14 protein-coding genes are annotated in these 13,874 nt (G+C 72.2%); 10 read left to right on the top strand and 4 right to left on the bottom strand.

What is annotated here, in order from left to right:
• From AC061S_RS02240 to AC061S_RS02225, 4 genes are all read left to right on the top strand, one after another.
• Positions 1-4,496, top strand: a 4,496-nt coding sequence (locus tag AC061S_RS02240) for a putative T7SS-secreted protein (RefSeq protein WP_478684073.1), incomplete at its 5' end; no start/stop codon positions are given.
• Complete coding sequence (locus AC061S_RS02235; protein ID WP_478684072.1) at positions 4,493-4,903, top strand: hypothetical protein; 411 nt, start codon at positions 4,493-4,495, stop codon at positions 4,901-4,903. The genes AC061S_RS02240 and AC061S_RS02235, both read left to right, overlap by 4 nt.
• A 17-nt stretch (positions 4,904-4,920) precedes the next feature.
• Positions 4,921-5,331 carry a hypothetical protein gene (locus AC061S_RS02230; protein WP_478684071.1) on the top strand — a complete coding sequence of 137 codons (411 nt, stop codon included), beginning with the start codon at positions 4,921-4,923 and terminating at the stop codon, positions 5,329-5,331.
• A gap of 84 nt (positions 5,332-5,415) precedes the next feature.
• Positions 5,416-6,165, top strand: coding sequence for a hypothetical protein (locus AC061S_RS02225; protein ID WP_478684070.1), 750 nt, complete (start codon positions 5,416-5,418; stop codon positions 6,163-6,165).
• Positions 6,166-6,196: 31 nt separating this feature from the next.
• Here AC061S_RS02225 and AC061S_RS02220 read toward each other — a convergent pair whose 3' ends face one another.
• Positions 6,197-6,607, bottom strand: coding sequence for a PPOX class F420-dependent oxidoreductase (locus AC061S_RS02220; protein WP_478684069.1), 411 nt, complete (start codon positions 6,605-6,607; stop codon positions 6,197-6,199).
• A 123-nt stretch (positions 6,608-6,730) separates the two neighbouring features.
• On the opposite strand from AC061S_RS02220, the gene AC061S_RS02215 reads away from it, so the two are divergent.
• The 3 genes from AC061S_RS02215 to AC061S_RS02205 all read left to right on the top strand — a co-directional run bounded on the left by AC061S_RS02215 (position 6,731) and on the right by AC061S_RS02205 (position 9,773).
• Positions 6,731-8,059 (top strand): outer membrane protein assembly factor BamB family protein, encoded by a 1,329-nt coding sequence (locus AC061S_RS02215; RefSeq protein ID WP_478684068.1) that lies wholly within the window; start codon positions 6,731-6,733, stop codon positions 8,057-8,059.
• A 69-nt stretch (positions 8,060-8,128) separates the two neighbouring features.
• Positions 8,129-9,358, top strand: coding sequence for a DUF418 domain-containing protein (locus tag AC061S_RS02210; protein ID WP_478684067.1), 1,230 nt, complete (start codon positions 8,129-8,131; stop codon positions 9,356-9,358).
• 25 nt (positions 9,359-9,383) lie between these two features.
• The gene (locus tag AC061S_RS02205) at positions 9,384-9,773 is read left to right on the top strand and encodes a VOC family protein (RefSeq protein ID WP_478684066.1); all 390 of its coding nucleotides are present in this window, start codon (positions 9,384-9,386) and stop codon (positions 9,771-9,773) included.
• An 18-nt stretch (positions 9,774-9,791) separates the two neighbouring features.
• Here the strand turns inward: AC061S_RS02205 and AC061S_RS02200 are convergent, their stop codons facing one another.
• The 3 genes from AC061S_RS02200 to AC061S_RS02190 are packed head-to-tail and all read right to left on the bottom strand — an operon-like array spanning position 9,792 to position 12,023.
• On the bottom strand, positions 9,792-10,370 hold the full coding sequence (locus AC061S_RS02200) for a GNAT family N-acetyltransferase (RefSeq protein ID WP_478684065.1): 579 nt from the start codon (positions 10,368-10,370) through the stop codon (positions 9,792-9,794).
• Entirely contained in the window at positions 10,367-11,608 is a 1,242-nt protein-coding gene (locus AC061S_RS02195) for a DUF1266 domain-containing protein (RefSeq protein WP_478684064.1), read from the bottom strand. Before AC061S_RS02195 ends, AC061S_RS02200 begins: the two co-directional genes overlap by 4 nt.
• A gap of 10 nt (positions 11,609-11,618) precedes the next feature.
• A complete protein-coding gene (locus tag AC061S_RS02190; protein WP_478684063.1) occupies positions 11,619-12,023 on the bottom strand; it encodes an ATP-binding protein in 405 nt (134 codons plus the stop codon).
• A 222-nt stretch (positions 12,024-12,245) separates the two neighbouring features.
• Between AC061S_RS02190 and AC061S_RS02185 the strand changes: the two genes are divergently transcribed.
• Genes AC061S_RS02185 through AC061S_RS02175 form a run of 3 tightly spaced genes read left to right on the top strand, consistent with a single transcriptional unit; the run spans position 12,246 to position 13,777 of the window.
• Positions 12,246-13,109, top strand: coding sequence for a helix-turn-helix domain-containing protein (locus AC061S_RS02185; protein ID WP_478684062.1), 864 nt, complete (start codon positions 12,246-12,248; stop codon positions 13,107-13,109).
• Between the two features lie 3 nt (positions 13,110-13,112).
• A complete protein-coding gene (locus AC061S_RS02180) occupies positions 13,113-13,295 on the top strand; it encodes a DUF397 domain-containing protein (RefSeq protein ID WP_478684061.1) in 183 nt (60 codons plus the stop codon).
• The gene (locus AC061S_RS02175) at positions 13,292-13,777 is read left to right on the top strand and encodes a GNAT family N-acetyltransferase (RefSeq protein ID WP_478684060.1); all 486 of its coding nucleotides are present in this window, start codon (positions 13,292-13,294) and stop codon (positions 13,775-13,777) included. Before AC061S_RS02180 ends, AC061S_RS02175 begins: the two co-directional genes overlap by 4 nt.
• The last annotated feature ends 97 nt before the right edge of the window (positions 13,778-13,874 follow it).

The following is a 13,874-nucleotide window of genomic DNA, read 5'->3' as shown; positions in this document are numbered from 1 at the left end:
AGGCCTCCTTCGACAAGGTCGGCAATGGCCTGAAGGGGGTGGGGGAGCCGGATGGCCTGAAGGGCGCGACGGCTGATTCGTTCAGGGAGTCGGTGGCGAAGGAGCCGCCGCGCTGGTTCAAGGCGGCCGAGGCGTTCGGGAAGGCCGCGGACGCGATGGGCCGGTTCGCGGAGACTGTCGAGTGGGCGCAGGCGCAGGCCAAGGAGGCGTTGGAGGAGTACAACCGGGCGAAGAAGGTCTCCACCGAGGCACGCGGCGCCCACAACAAGCTGGTCGGCACCTACAACGACGCGTTGAAGGCGAAGCAGGATCCGCTGCCGCCCCGGCCTTCGGAGAATTTCACCGATCCGGGGACCGTGATCGCGACGGCCGCGCAGGACAAGCTGGATACGGCGCGCAAGCAGCGTAACGACGTTGCGGAGACGGTCCGTACGGCGGTGCGCGCGGCGCGGGATTCGGCTCCGCCGAAGCCTTCGTACGCGAAGCAGCTCGGTGACGGCATGGATTATCTGGACCTGGCGAAGACGCATCTGGCGGGTGGTGTCATCAAGGGCACGGCCGGGATCGTGAACTTCGCGCGTGCGCTGAATCCGATGGATCCGTACAACCTGACGCATCCGGCCGAGTACGTGACGAACTTGAACTCGACGGCGGCGGGTCTGGTCACGATGGCCAACGATCCGATGGGTGCGGGCAAGAAGATGCTCGACGAGTTCATGAAGGACCCGTCCGAGGGCTTCGGCAAGATGATCCCCGAACTCATCGGTTCCAAGGGCCTGGGGTCGCTGAAGAAGATCGGCTCCGCCGCCAAACACGCCGACGACCTCAAGGGCCCGGGCCGCCAGGCGCTCGACGGTGACGGCCCTGACCTGCACAAGACCCCCGACGGGGAGAGGTCCACGGGTCATACCGACCCGGTCGACCTCGCCACCGGCCGGATGTTCCTGCCGCAGACGGACATCGTCCTGCCGGGCACGCTGCCGCTGGTCTTCACCCGCCGCGCGGAGTCCGGGTATACGGCGGGCCGCTGGTTCGGCCCCTCCTGGGCGTCCACCATCGACCAGCACCTGGAGATCGACGCGGAGGGCGTCGTCCTGGTCTCCGAGGACGGCCTCGTCGTCGCCTATCCGCACCCGGCCCCCGGCATCCCCGTGCTTCCCGCCACCGGTCCGCTCCGTCCGCTGGAGCGGACCCCGGACGGCGACTGGACGCTGACGGACCCCGCATCGGGGCAGGTGCGCCGGTTCAGCCGGCCCGCGGGAGTGGCGGACGGGCATGACGGTGATCGTCCGGACGCCGTGGAGGACGGCATCGCGCCGATCGTCCAGTTGGACGACCGCAACGGCAACCACATCCTCTTCGAGTACGACGCCGAGGGCGTGCCGCTCGGCATGGCCCACTCCGGCGGATACCATCTCCGCTTCGAAACCTCCGGGGGCCGGGTCACCGGCCTGCACCTGACCGGCGGCCCGCGCGTCCTCTCGTACGGCTACACCGACGGGAACCTGACGGAGGTCGTCAACTCCTCGGGCCGGCCGCTGAGCCTCGCCTACGACGAACGCGGCCGCATCACGTCCTGGACCGACACCAACGGCAGCCGTTACGACTACGTCTACGACGACCAGGACCGCTGCATCGCCGAAGGCGGAGAGGCTGGCCACCTCGCCCTCACCCTCACCTACGACGGGCGCGACCCGGAGACCGGCCACCGCGTCACCGCGGTCACCACCGCCGACGGGCACACGCGGCGCTACGTGATCGACGAGCGGTGCCGGGTCGTCGCCGAGATCGACCCGCTCGGCGCCGTCACCCGCTACCAGTACGACAGCGCCGGACGCGTGATCAGCCGTACCGACCCACTGGGCGCCACCTCGCTCCAGGAGTACGACGAGGCGGGGCGGATCACCCGCTCGATCCGTCCCGACGGCCGCACCGCCGGCACGGAGTACGACGAACTGGGCCTGCCGGTACGGGTGGCCAACGCCGACGGCACGGTCATCCGCCAGAGCTTCGACGCGCGCGGCAACCGCACCTCGCTCAGCACCTCGGCGGGAGCCGCCACCACCTTCGGCTACGACGAGCGCGGCCACGTCACCACGGTGACCAACCCGCTGGGCGCCGTCAGCCGCTACACCACCGACGCGGCCGGTCTGCCGCTCACCCTCTCGGACCCCCTCGGCGCCACCTCCCGGTTCGAGCGCGACGCCTTCGGGCGCCCCGTGCGCGTGACCGATCCGCTCGGTGGGGTGACGGCCATGGAGTGGACCCCGGAGGGCCGTCCCGCCCGCCGGGTGGACCCGGACGGCGCCGAGTCGCTGTGGACGTACGACGGCGAGGGCAACTGCACCTCCTTCACCGACCCGGCGGGCGGGGTGACCGGCTTCGAGTACACCCACTTCGACCTGTTGGCGGCCCGGACGGGGCCCGACGGCGTTCGGTACGAGTACACCCATGACGCGTTGCTGCGGCTGACGGGTGTACGCAACCCCCAGGGCCTGACCTGGGAGTACGTGTACGACGCGGCGGGCCGACTGGTCTCGGAGACCGACTTCGACGGCCTGACCCTCACCTACACCTACGACCCGACCGGGCGCCTGCGCTCGCGCGTCAACGGGCTGGGCGAGGAGATCGCGTACGAGCGGGACGTGCTCGGCCGGATCATCCGCAAGACCTCGCCCACCGGCACGGCGACGTTCGAGTTCGACGTCTTCGACCTACCGGCGGCGGCGGTCTCCTCCGACGGCACCCGGCTGCTCCGCATCCGCGACCGGCACGGGCGACTGGTCGAGGAGCAGGTCGACGGCCGTACGGTCCGCTACGCGTACGACGAGCTGAGCCGGCCGGCCGGCATGACCACCCCCACCGGGGCGGAGACCCGCTGGACGTACGACGAGGGCGGTCACTGCACCGAACTGACCGCTTCGGGACGCCGGCTGACCTTCGAGCGGGACGCGGCCGGCCACGAACTGACGAGGCGCATCGGCGACACCACGCAGCTGCACCAGACCTTCGACGCGGCGGGCCGGCTCACGACCCGCCACATCACCGGCTCCGACCAGCGCACCCTGCTGCGCCGCGGCTACAGCTACCGGGCCGACGGAAATCTGCTGGGGATCGACGACGCGGAGACGGGTCCGCGGACCTTCACCCTGGACGCGGCCTCCCGGGTCACGGCGGTGGACGCCGCCTCCTGGTCGGAGCGGTACGCCTATGACGAGGCGGGCAACCAGACCTCGGCCGCCTGGCCGGAGCACCTCGGCACGGAGGCCGCCGGCGAGCGCGCCTACACCGGGACGCGGATCAACCGGGCGGGCCGGGTCCGCTACGAGCACGACGCCCAGGGCCGCGTGATCCTGCGGCAGAAGTCCCGGCTCTCCAAGAAGCCCGACACCTGGCGCTACACCTGGGACGCGGACGACCGCCTCACGGAGGTCACCACCCCGGACGGGACCCGCTGGCGCTACCGCTACGACGCGCTGGGCCGGCGCGCCGCGAAGCAGCGGCTCGCGGCGGGCCCTGCCGGTGTTTCACGTGAAACATCGGCCGAGCTCGCCCCGGCGGACGAGGTCGTGGCGGTCCCGGAGGTCGTGGAGGAGACGGTCTTCACCTGGAACGGCCCGACCCTCATCGAGCAGACGACGCGCTCGGCGGGCAACCCGCACGAGGTCACGCTGACCTGGACGCACTCCGGACTGCACCCGCTCACGCAGGTGGAGTCCATACGCGGGACGTCCCAGCAGGAGATCGACTCCCGGTTCTTCGCCATCGTCACCGACCTGGTCGGCACGCCGACCGAGCTGATCGACGAACAGGGCGAGGTCGCCTGGCGCACCCGCGCGACGCTCTGGGGCACGACGAGTTGGAACCGGGACGCCTCCGCCTACACCCCGCTGCGCTTCCCGGGCCAGTACCACGACCCGGAGACCGGCCTCCACCACAACTACTTCCGCACCTACGACCCGGAGACGGCCCGCTACCTGACGGGCGACCCCCTGGGCCTCGCCCCGGCCCCGAATCCGGTCGCCTACGTCTCCAACCCGCACGTGTGGGCGGACCCGCTGGGGCTCAGCCCGTGCACCAAGCCGGAACAGAAGGCACTGCCCCGGGCCCGGATCGAACGCGAGGAAACCCAGCCGCACCTGGAGGGGTCGACGATCGTCGCGCGCTTCGCCCAGCCGGGGGAGGAGTTCAACATGGTGGTCGCACCCGGTCAGCGTGGCCCGGGCGGATTCGGCACCTTCGACGACGTACCCAACCAGCAGTACGTTCGCGATCAGATGGCCCTCCGCACCGACTGGAAGCCGGACGTCTCGCTCCTGCAGCGCTACCGCATCTCTGACGGTGACCCGATCCTCGTCCAGGAGAGCATCATCGGGCCCCAGATGGATCCGAAGCTGGGCCGGCTACCCGGTGGCGGGACCCAGATTGAGATCATGGAATTCGATGACCGATCCCGACTGATTCCAGTCGGCCCAGCCACGGAGATCCCCAAGTGACAGAAGCAGATCCCGGCGTCGTGGTCACCTGGGCCCCGGGCGACACCACGGTCCGGTGGAGTGGCCCGGCGGGGAGCGTCGAGAAGTCGTACGAGCGTCCGCCGCAGGATGTAATGGCGTGGCGTGAGTACGACGAGACGCTGGTCGTGGTGGTGGAAGCCATCAACACTGCACCCTTCACCCCGTCGGACAACGCAGTGGTCTTCCGGGCCGACGGCTCGGAGCGGTTCCGGCTGCACCCGCCGCATGGCCTGGTGTACACGCCGAGCGACGTGCACGGCTTTTACCTCGCTGTGCCGCAGGACGGCCGGCCGCTCATGATCATGGTCACGCGCAACGCAGGCGATTTCCAGGGCCGCATCGATCTGGAGACCGGCGAGATCGTGGACACCAACACCTGGCGCTGAGCAGGAGGGAGAGCCACGTGACAGAAGCACAGCCCGACGTCGTAGTCGCCTGGACCCGGGGCGACACCACGGTCCGGTGGAGCGGCCCCGCCGGGACCGTCGAGAAGTCGTACGAGCTGCCGCCACGGTCCGTCACGGCGTGGCGGGAGTACGACGAGACGCTGGTGCTGGTGGTGGAAGCGCTGGACTGCGCACCCTTCACCCGGTCGGACAATGCGGTGGTCTTCCGGGCCGACGGATCGGAGCGGTTCCGGCTGCACCCGCCGCACGACCTGCTCTACAACCCGACGGACGTGCACGGATTCGACTACGCCATGCCGCAGGACGGGCGGCCGCTCATCATCATGGTCACGCGCAACGCACGTGACTTCCAGGGCCGCATCGACGTGGAGTCCGGCGAAATCGTGGACACCAACCACTGGTACTGACGCTGCCGAGCCTCCGAAGCCGGAAGTGACCGCGCACGGAGCTTCCCGGGGGTAGCCTCCCCGCCGGGAGAGGGGTGGAACGGGGTGTCCTTCGCGGAGTTGCAGGTGTGTGCCGTCGAGGCGGCCGATGCCGCGGGCGGGGTGTGCGTGGTGCGGTGCATCGGCGGGGTGGCGCGGGCCGGGCAGGTGTACGCGACCGGCGGGCTGCGGACCAGGCTGCGGTGGATCGAGCGGTACGGGCGCACGGTCGGGTCCTTCGACGCGGGGCACGTGGCGAAGGTACAGCTCACAGGGCCCGTGGTCGCGCTGCTCGCCCGCGGGCAGGTGCTGACGTACGTACCGCCGGACGGGCACGAGCTGGCCGACCTGGAGGAGTGGCTGGCCACCGGGCCCCCGTTGCCGGAGGAGCCGCATTCGGAGACGCTGCGGTGCCTGGCCACGCTCTCGATGCAGAACGCGGAGCTGCCCGACGGGGTGCGGCTGCGATGGGCCCGGGTCGCACTGGCCGCCCTCGACCGGTTGGGCCGGCCGGAGGAACGGCCTTACGTGCACGCTTACTTGATCCGGTACCTCGGGCCCGGCGAGGGCGGGGATCCCGACCGCGACCCCGCCGCCCTGTGCCGGGACGTGCTGGCCCTCTTCGAGCTGACCCCGGCGCAGGCGGCGGCGCAGGCCCGGGTCTGGCGGGACCTGCCGCGCCCCGACATCCTCCGGCTGCGCCGCATCAAGAACCTGATCCGCTGCACGGAGCCGGCCCGGCCCCACCTCGCGGCGTCCGACCCCCTGGCGGTGGCCGTGGACACCTGGGCGGCGCTGCGGCCGGGGCTTCCGTAGGGGGGTTCCGTAAGGGAGGTCCGTAAGGGCCTCAGCGGGCCGCGCTGCCGATCACCTTGGCCGGGGTGAGGCGGATGACGACCCGGACGTCCTCGGCCGGGGCGTTCGCGTACTCCGCGCCCGCGCCCGGGCCCTCGTACTCCTCCGCGAGGCGGACGGCGACGGCCCGGCCGGCGTCCTCGGTGACGGTGGCGGTGCCGCGGATCTCGGCGTAGAGGTCGGTGTTGGCCAGGTTGAAGACGGTGAGGCCGATCCGGGCGTCCCGCACGATGTTGCGCTCCTTGCGGCGGCCGCGCACGGTGGAGATCAGGACCTCGTCCCCGTCCCGGGTCACCCAGACCACCGAACTCTGCGGGCTGCCGTCGGGGTTCAGGGTGGCGAGCACCGCCGGGTGCGGGGCGTCGAGGAGCTTTCGTACGGCGTCGTTCAGCACAAGAGTCATGGGGGGCACGGTAATCGGGTCGTCCGGCCGCCCCAAGCGACTTTGGCGCGGAGACGCGGCGTTGATCAACTGTGCCTTAATCTGACGGGGCTTCGACCGTCAGAGCCAGGGGTGGGGATCCATATGGCACCGCGCACGATCGTCGGCACGGGACCCGGGCGGCGGCTTCGCCCCCTGCTCGCGGCCGTCACCGCACTGCTCGCCGTCGGCCTCGCCACAGGCTGTTCCGCCTCGGGGGGATCACTGCGCGTCGTCTGGGAGGCCCCGGTCGACGGCGGCGCCATGAAGTACGGCAACGGGGCCTGGCTGGTTGGCGACACGCTCGTCCGCAGCCGGTACGACGCGGTCACCGCCTTCGACGCGAAGACGGGGAAGGGCCGCTGGGAGTACGCCCCGCCCGGACAGGAGCGCATCTGCTCCGTCAGCCGCCGCACGGCCGGCTCCGTCGTGCTGATCGCCCGGGGGAAGCCGGCGGACGCGGGTTGCTCGACCGTCGCCGCGCTCGACCTCACGACCGGCCGCGAGCTATGGCACACGCCCCGCGCACCGGGGAACCGGACCGAGACGTTCACCGACATGGTCGCCGTAGGCGGCGGGATCGCCGTCCTGCGGGACGCCGACGACATGTGGGTCCTCGACGAAGACCTGTGGACCCCCAGCACCCGGCCCACCGTGTCCGGGTCGAAGGCCCTGCGCGCCTTCGACCTGCGGACCGGCGCCCCGCGCTGGACAGCCGCCGTACCCGAGGGCTGCGTGCCCGAGCAGGTCGCCGTCGGGGAGCGGCAGGTGGTCGCCGTACTCGCCTGCGCCCAAACCGAAGTGCGGCTGGCCGCGTTCGACCCGGCCGACGGCGGGCAGCGGTGGACCGCACCCCTCGGCGGCCGGACGACGCCCCTCCCGGACGGGCAGCTGACCCTGCTGTCCGCCGAGCCTGCGGTCGTGCAGGCCGGCGGGACGACGGACGGCGGGCCGGGCGCCTTCCTCGCCTTCGGCGAGGGCGGAAAGGCCATCGGCCGCATCGCGACCACCGGCGCATACGGCATGGTCCAGGCAAACACGCCGGCCCTCGTGGCCGTCGCGGACGGGCGGCTCTATCTCGGCGCCGAGAGCAGGCAGCGCAAGGCGTACCGGGACCGGGTGGTCGCCTTCGACCTTGCGAGCGGCAGTCAGGTCTGGCTGCGGGACGTGGGCGTCGCGGGTGGTCTGCGCGCCCTGGACGTGACCGGCGGCCGGGTGACCGTCCTCGCCGACCGCGGCTCCCGCAACGACGGCCTCGACGACCTGCGGGTGCTCGACGCCGCCACCGGCGACGAGAAGGAGAGCATGGACACCGGTCTCGACGTGGACCGGGTGCGGGGCGAAGTGGCGGCCCTGCTCGTGTACGAGGACCTGGTCGTCGCCGCGCGGCGGGGTCCGGGGGTGCGCCCCTTCTCGGTGTACGCGCGCGAGTGAGGGGTCATCGGCCCTGACCCGCCGGGCTACCGTCTCCACAAGAGAGCCCACGACCACTTGGGGGATGCGGTGCCCGCGACGGCTGCTGCGCACGAACGAACCGACCGGCCCACGCGCATACCGGAGGTCGACGCCCTGCGCGGGTTCGCGCTCCTGGGCATCCTGCTGGTCAACGCGCTGATGATGGCCGGCCCGTACGGCCTCGGCCCCGCCGTCGACCCGGACATCTCCCCGCTCGACCGGACCGTCGAGGGTGCCGTACAGACCCTCGTGGCCGCCAAGTTCTACCTGATGTTCTCGTTCCTCTTCGGCTACAGCTTCACCCTCCAGCAGGCCTCCGCCGCCCGCGAGGGCGCGAGCGCCGTTCCCCGGCTGCTCCGCCGCTCGCTGGGCCTGCTCGTCCTGGGCCTCTTGCACGCCGTACTGCTGTACATCGGCGACATCCTCATGACCTACGCGCTGCTCGGCCTGATCCTGATCGCCGCACGGGCCTGCTCGCCGCAGTCGGCCCTGCGCGCCGCCCGGATCGTGTACGGCTGCGCGAGCGGCCTCATGCTCCTCCTGGGGCTGGCCTCCCTGTTCATGTCGGACGCCGAGGCGGCCGGCCTGGACGCCGAGGTCACCGCCGGCTTCGCCGGCCTGACCGCCGACTACCGGGGCGACGCGGCGTCCGTCGTACAGGCCAACCTCGGGCAACTGCCCGACGCGCTCCTCGCCGTACCGCTGATGGGCGGCTTCGTCCTGGCGGCCTTCCTCACCGGCCTGTACTGCGGCAAGCGGCGGCTCCTCGCCGACACGGGACGGCACGCGGCCCGGATGCGCCGCATCTGCGTGCTCGGCGTCGCCGTCGGCCTGCCCGGCAGCCTCTTCATGGCCGTGGCCGCCGCCGGCGCGCTCGGTCCCCGGTGGACCCTCATCGGCCCGGTCGTGGGCACGGTCACGGCGCCCGCGCTCACCGCCGCGTACGTCTGCGGAATGCTCCTCTTCATGAAGACGCCCCGGGGTGCGCGCACCGCGCTGCTCCTCGCCCCCGCCGGCCGGATGGCCCTGACGAACTACCTGAGCCAGTCCCTGGTCATGGCCCTCGTCTTCACCGCCTACGGCCTCGCCCTGTACGGCCGCCTCGGCGCGACCGTCGTCGTACTCGGCGCGCTCGCCCTGTACGGCGGCCAACTCGCCCTCAGCAAGCACCTGATGGCCCGACACCGGTACGGCCCGGTGGAATGGCTGCTCCGCGCGGTCACCCTCGCCCGGCTCCCGCGGAGCCGCGACGAGCGCCACGAGCCGGTGGCGTCCTGAGCGGTGATCGGCCAGGCTGGGGCGCATGGTTTCGGTAGTGCAGAACGTGGCGATCGACTGTGCGGATGCCTACGGGCTGGCCCGCTTCTGGAGCGGCGTGACGGGCCGTCCGGTGGATCCGGACGCCCGACCGGGTGACCCGGCGACCCAGGTCGTGCTCGCGGAGGGCCCGGCGCTGTACTTCAACCAGGTGCCCGAGGCCAAGACGGTCAAGAACCGGATCCACCTGTGCCTGCGCCCCGAGACCTCGCGCGAGCAGGAGGTGGACCGGCTGCTGGGCCTCGGCGCCGTGCTGGTCGCCGACCGCCGGAATCCCGACGGCTCGGGCTGGGCCGTCCTCGCCGACCCCGAGGGCAACGAGTTCTGCGTCCTGCGCAGCGACTCCGACAAGGCCGCCGTGGAGCCCGGCACGTAGGCGTCGGCGCCGGCGCCTTCAGCGCCGCAGATCGAGCAGCATCACGTCACGGAGGTCCGCGTCCGCGTCCGGGCCCGCGTCCGTACCCGGGGGCCGGGCCTCGGCGATCTTGCGGTACCCCCACGCCCGGTAGGCGGCCGAGGCCGCCCCGGCCTCCTGGTGGACCTTCAGCAGCACCCGCTCGGCCGTGATGCCGTCGAGCAGCGCCGTGTGCAGCCGCCGCGCGACACCCTGTCCGCGCCACGGCCCGCGCACGGCGAGCTCGATGAGCCCGAAGGTGCGGCGGCCGTCCTCGCGCCGCATGGCGGCGGACACGGGCTCGGTGAGTTCGTCCCACCACACCGCGTCGGGCGGGAGCGTCCAGCCGTAGGCCATGCCGGCCGGCTCGCCGCCGGGGGTACGGGCCAAGGCCGCGCGGAAGGCGGGCCTGCGCGTCTGGTCGGGGAAGCGGCGGAAGGCGGCGGCGACGTCCTCCTCGGTCTCGTGGTGCGGAGGCTCCGCGAACGCTTCGGCGTAGACCAGCCCGAACGCGTCCGCGGCCCGCGCCGCGGCCGGGCCGTCCATGCGCTCGGTCGTGATGATCCCTTGCTGCGTCACGTGGTTCCTTCGGGTGCCCGCCAGGAGATGTTGCGCCAGGGGCTCGCGGGGTCGGTGGTCAGGGTGAGGTGGGTGGCCAGGGAGCCCGCGTACCACTCGCCGAACTCTTCCTCGTCGAAGTGCAGGCACCGGGCCAGCGCGTACCCGGCGGAGAACTCCTCCCACGAGCGGTAGGCCGCGCGCGCCGCGGCCCCGGCGGCCAGTACGCCGCGTTCGGCCTCGGCGAGGGTGCCGTAGCGGGCGCCGAGCCCCCAGCGGGCCAGCTGCGAGGCCCGGCCGTGGTCCCAGCCCTCGACGGAGCGGACCCAGCCGTCGTCGGGGAGCAGCCCGTCGGCGCGGAAGCGCTGCTCGTAGCGGGCGATCCGGCCGATGAGGCGCTGTACGCCTGCGATTTCGCCCTCGACCTCGGCGGTCGGCCGGGGCGCGGCGAGGGTGACGCCCTCGGGGGTCAGCTGCGGTTCGGCCTCCCGTTCGGCGCTGCGGCGCAGGGCTCCCGCCGCGGCGTGCCGCCAGTGCTCCACGTCCACGGGGCCGGCGAAGTCGGAGGCGAGGACGCGGCGCACGCGCAGTGCGAACTCCCAGACGGGGCTGACCATCCCGGCCGAGAGCAGGCCGCGCAGGACCTCGTGCCAGCTCGCGGAGTCGGTGACGTCCCAGTCCCGGCGCAGGCGCTCGCGCTCCCGGGCGTAGCCGTTGCCGTGGTAGGCGAGGGCGTTCCAGAACTCCCCGTTGGTGATGGCGAGATGGGCTCCGACGGCGAGCCCGTGCGCGACCGGTCCGTGCAGCGGCCCGCCGACGTGCAGGGAGTGCACGGCGCCGGGGGCGAGGCCCCAGGCGGGGGCCACGGCGTCCCAGTGGGCGTCCCAGTGGGCGCGCCAGCGGGCGAGGTCGGCGGGGGTGGTCGTGAGGTAGGCCTCGGCGGGGGAGCCGGGGTTCACGGCGAGGTGGGGCGGGTCGGCGGAGTCCCAGGCGTTCGCGAACCAGGCGAGCGACCTGGGCAGGTACACGGTGTGCGGGTCGGGGGCGGGCAGCATCCCGCGGGTGTGGACGACGAGGCAGCGCCGGTCGGGGGTGGGGTGGAAGCGGGCCATCGTGGGCTCGGCGTCGACCTGGGCCCGGGACTGCGGCAGGAACAGCTCGCTGCGGGCGAGGGCGTCCAGGTACCCCGCCCAGTCCCCGCGCGCCTTGGCCTCGTACAGCTCGCGCTCGATGGAACTCGGCGCCGTCCACCCATCCATGTGGATCAGCCTAATGGGGGATCTGTCGCCCTCCGCGGGCCAGCTCCGCCCACACGGTCTTGCCGACGATCCGGTCCGTGCACCCCCAGTGTGCGGAGAGGGCTTTGACGATGTGCAGCCCGCGCCCGAACTGGTCGTGGTCGGCGACCGCTCGCGGTTCGGGGCGGCGCTCTCCCTTCGGATCGGTGACCTCGATGCGGAGCACTGCTCCGGTGAGGCGGACCTCGACCCGGAAGTAGCGGTCCCAGACGGAGCCGTGCAGCAGCGCGTTGGTGGTCAGCTCGCTGGTCAGCAGCGCCGCGTCCGCCGCCAGCTCGGGCTGTCCCCAGGCCACGGCGAGCCACGCGGTGTGCCGGCGGGCGGTGGGTACGGAGTCCTGGCGGGGCGGGTAGTTCCGTACGTCGTGACGCTCCATGGCTGTGCACCTCCGGTACGGGCGGTGGCATGCCGGTGCCGTCTTGTGGACAGCCCGGTGCGCTTCCGCCAACTGACTCTGTGCGGTGAGTAGTTCGTCACTGACGGTAGGGCGCGGCGCGTGATGGGTGCAAGCTCTTCCGGGGAAATCTATCTCCAAGGAGTAGTTGTGCGGTTCCGGCTGGGCACGGTTGACTGCATCCGGTACAGGGAGGTGGGCCAAGTGGCCACGGACAACCGGGTATCGACGGTGCTTGCACGCCGGCTGGGCGGGGAGCTGCTGCGCCTGCGGGACGCTGCGGGCCTGACGCAGCCGCAAGCGGCGCAGGTGCTGAGTGCCACGGCGGCCAAGGTCGCCAAGATGGAGCGCGGCTGGGTTCCGTTCCGCGACCCGGACATTGTGGCGCTGTGCAAGCTCTATGGCGTGACGGACGAGGCGGTGCTCCATGGCCTGCTGTCCCTGGCCAAGCTGGACCGAGAGCGTCGCAAGGCCAAGGGCTGGTGGCAGCACATGCCCATCGTGGGTGGCCTGGGCGAGTACATCGCGATGGAGGAGATCGCCACCCGTATCCGGACTTGGCATCCTGCCCTGGTACCCGGGCTGCTTCAGACCCCGGAGTACGTGAGGGCGTTGGGGGTCACGTCCAACTGGTCGCACCCCGACGAGATCGAGGCGCTCGTGACCTCACGCATCAAGCGGCAGGCGCGGTTGCGGGGAGACGCGCCGCTGGAGTTCCACGCGGTGCTGTGGGAGGCGGCGTTGCGCCACCAGGTCGGCAGCGTCGAAGTGATGCGCGCGCAGCTCGACCATCTGGTGCAGGTGGCGAAGCTGCCGCACGTCCACGTGCAGGTGCTGCCCTTCCGGGCGGGGAGGCACCATGGCGTCGACGGTTCCTTCAACATCGTTTCGTTCGCGGATCCCGGGGCGCTGGACGTCGGCTACGCCGAGACCATCGGCTCTACCCTGTGGGCAGAAGGGGCGGAGGCCAATGAGGCGTACAGCCGGGCGTTCGCCCGGGTGTCACGGCTGAGTCTTGCGCCGCACGACTCCGTGAGCCTGATCGATGCCATCAGCAAAGGTATGTAAGCCGTGAACGAGTTCGAGTTCGTGAAGTCCAGTTACAGCAGCGACCAAGCCAACACCGAGTGCGTGGAGGTGGCCACCAACATCGCGGGCACTGTGGCCGTCCGGGACAGCAAGCAGGGGGACGGGCCGGTCATCCGGGTCACCGCCACCGCGTGGGCCGACTTCGCGGCGACGCAGGCGGGGTGATCATCCGGACCGGGCGGCTGACCCTGCTGCCCCTGGAGGTCGCGCACGCCGAGGAGATGGCCGGGGTGCTGGGGGACCCGGAGCTGCACCGCTTCATCGGCGGGGAGCCGCTCACCGCGACGGCCCTGCGCACGCGCTACGCGCGACTGGTCGCCGGTTCGCCGGACCCCGCCGTCTCCTGGTGCAACTGGGTGGTCCGGCTCGACGCCGAGGACTGCCTGACCGGGACGGTCCAGGCGACCGTGTCCGGGGAGGCCGCCGAGATCGCCTGGGTCGTCGGTACGCCCTGGCAGGGCCGCGGCATCGCCACCGAGGCGACCCGGGCGATGGTCGAGTGGCTCGGGGCACAGGCCGGGGTGCGCACCGTCATCGCGCACGTCCACCCCGGCCACACCGCGTCCGCGGCCGTCGCCGCGCGGGTCGGGCTCGCCGCCGCGGACCGGGTCCAGGACGGGGAGATCCGGTGGGAGGGGCCCGCCTGACGGGGCATCGCCCGAGGGCGACGGCGTAGAGGCAGGTCAAGGGCGTACGTAGGCCGGTTGCGCGGCGTGTCCGCGCGGGCGGTGCGGGGGCTCAGGT

It is taken from the genome of Streptomyces sp. CA189, assembly GCF_056428985.1.
The sequence above is the reverse complement of the archived record's forward strand: the minus strand, read 5'-3'. Positions and strand labels throughout refer to the sequence as shown.

Excerpts from the sequence above, each read along its gene's own strand:
- AC061S_RS02220 (WP_478684069.1), bottom strand. The coding sequence starts at position 6,607 with ATGACTCTTGTGCTGAACGACGCCGTACGAAAGCTCCTCGACGCCCCG.
- AC061S_RS02190 (WP_478684063.1), bottom strand. The coding sequence starts at position 12,023 with ATGGAGCGTCACGACGTACGGAACTACCCGCCCCGCCAGGACTCCGTA.
- AC061S_RS02215 (WP_478684068.1), top strand. The coding sequence starts at position 6,731 with ATGGCACCGCGCACGATCGTCGGCACGGGACCCGGGCGGCGGCTTCGC.
- AC061S_RS02205 (WP_478684066.1), top strand. The coding sequence starts at position 9,384 with ATGGTTTCGGTAGTGCAGAACGTGGCGATCGACTGTGCGGATGCCTAC.
- AC061S_RS02195 (WP_478684064.1), bottom strand. The coding sequence starts at position 11,608 with ATGGATGGGTGGACGGCGCCGAGTTCCATCGAGCGCGAGCTGTACGAG.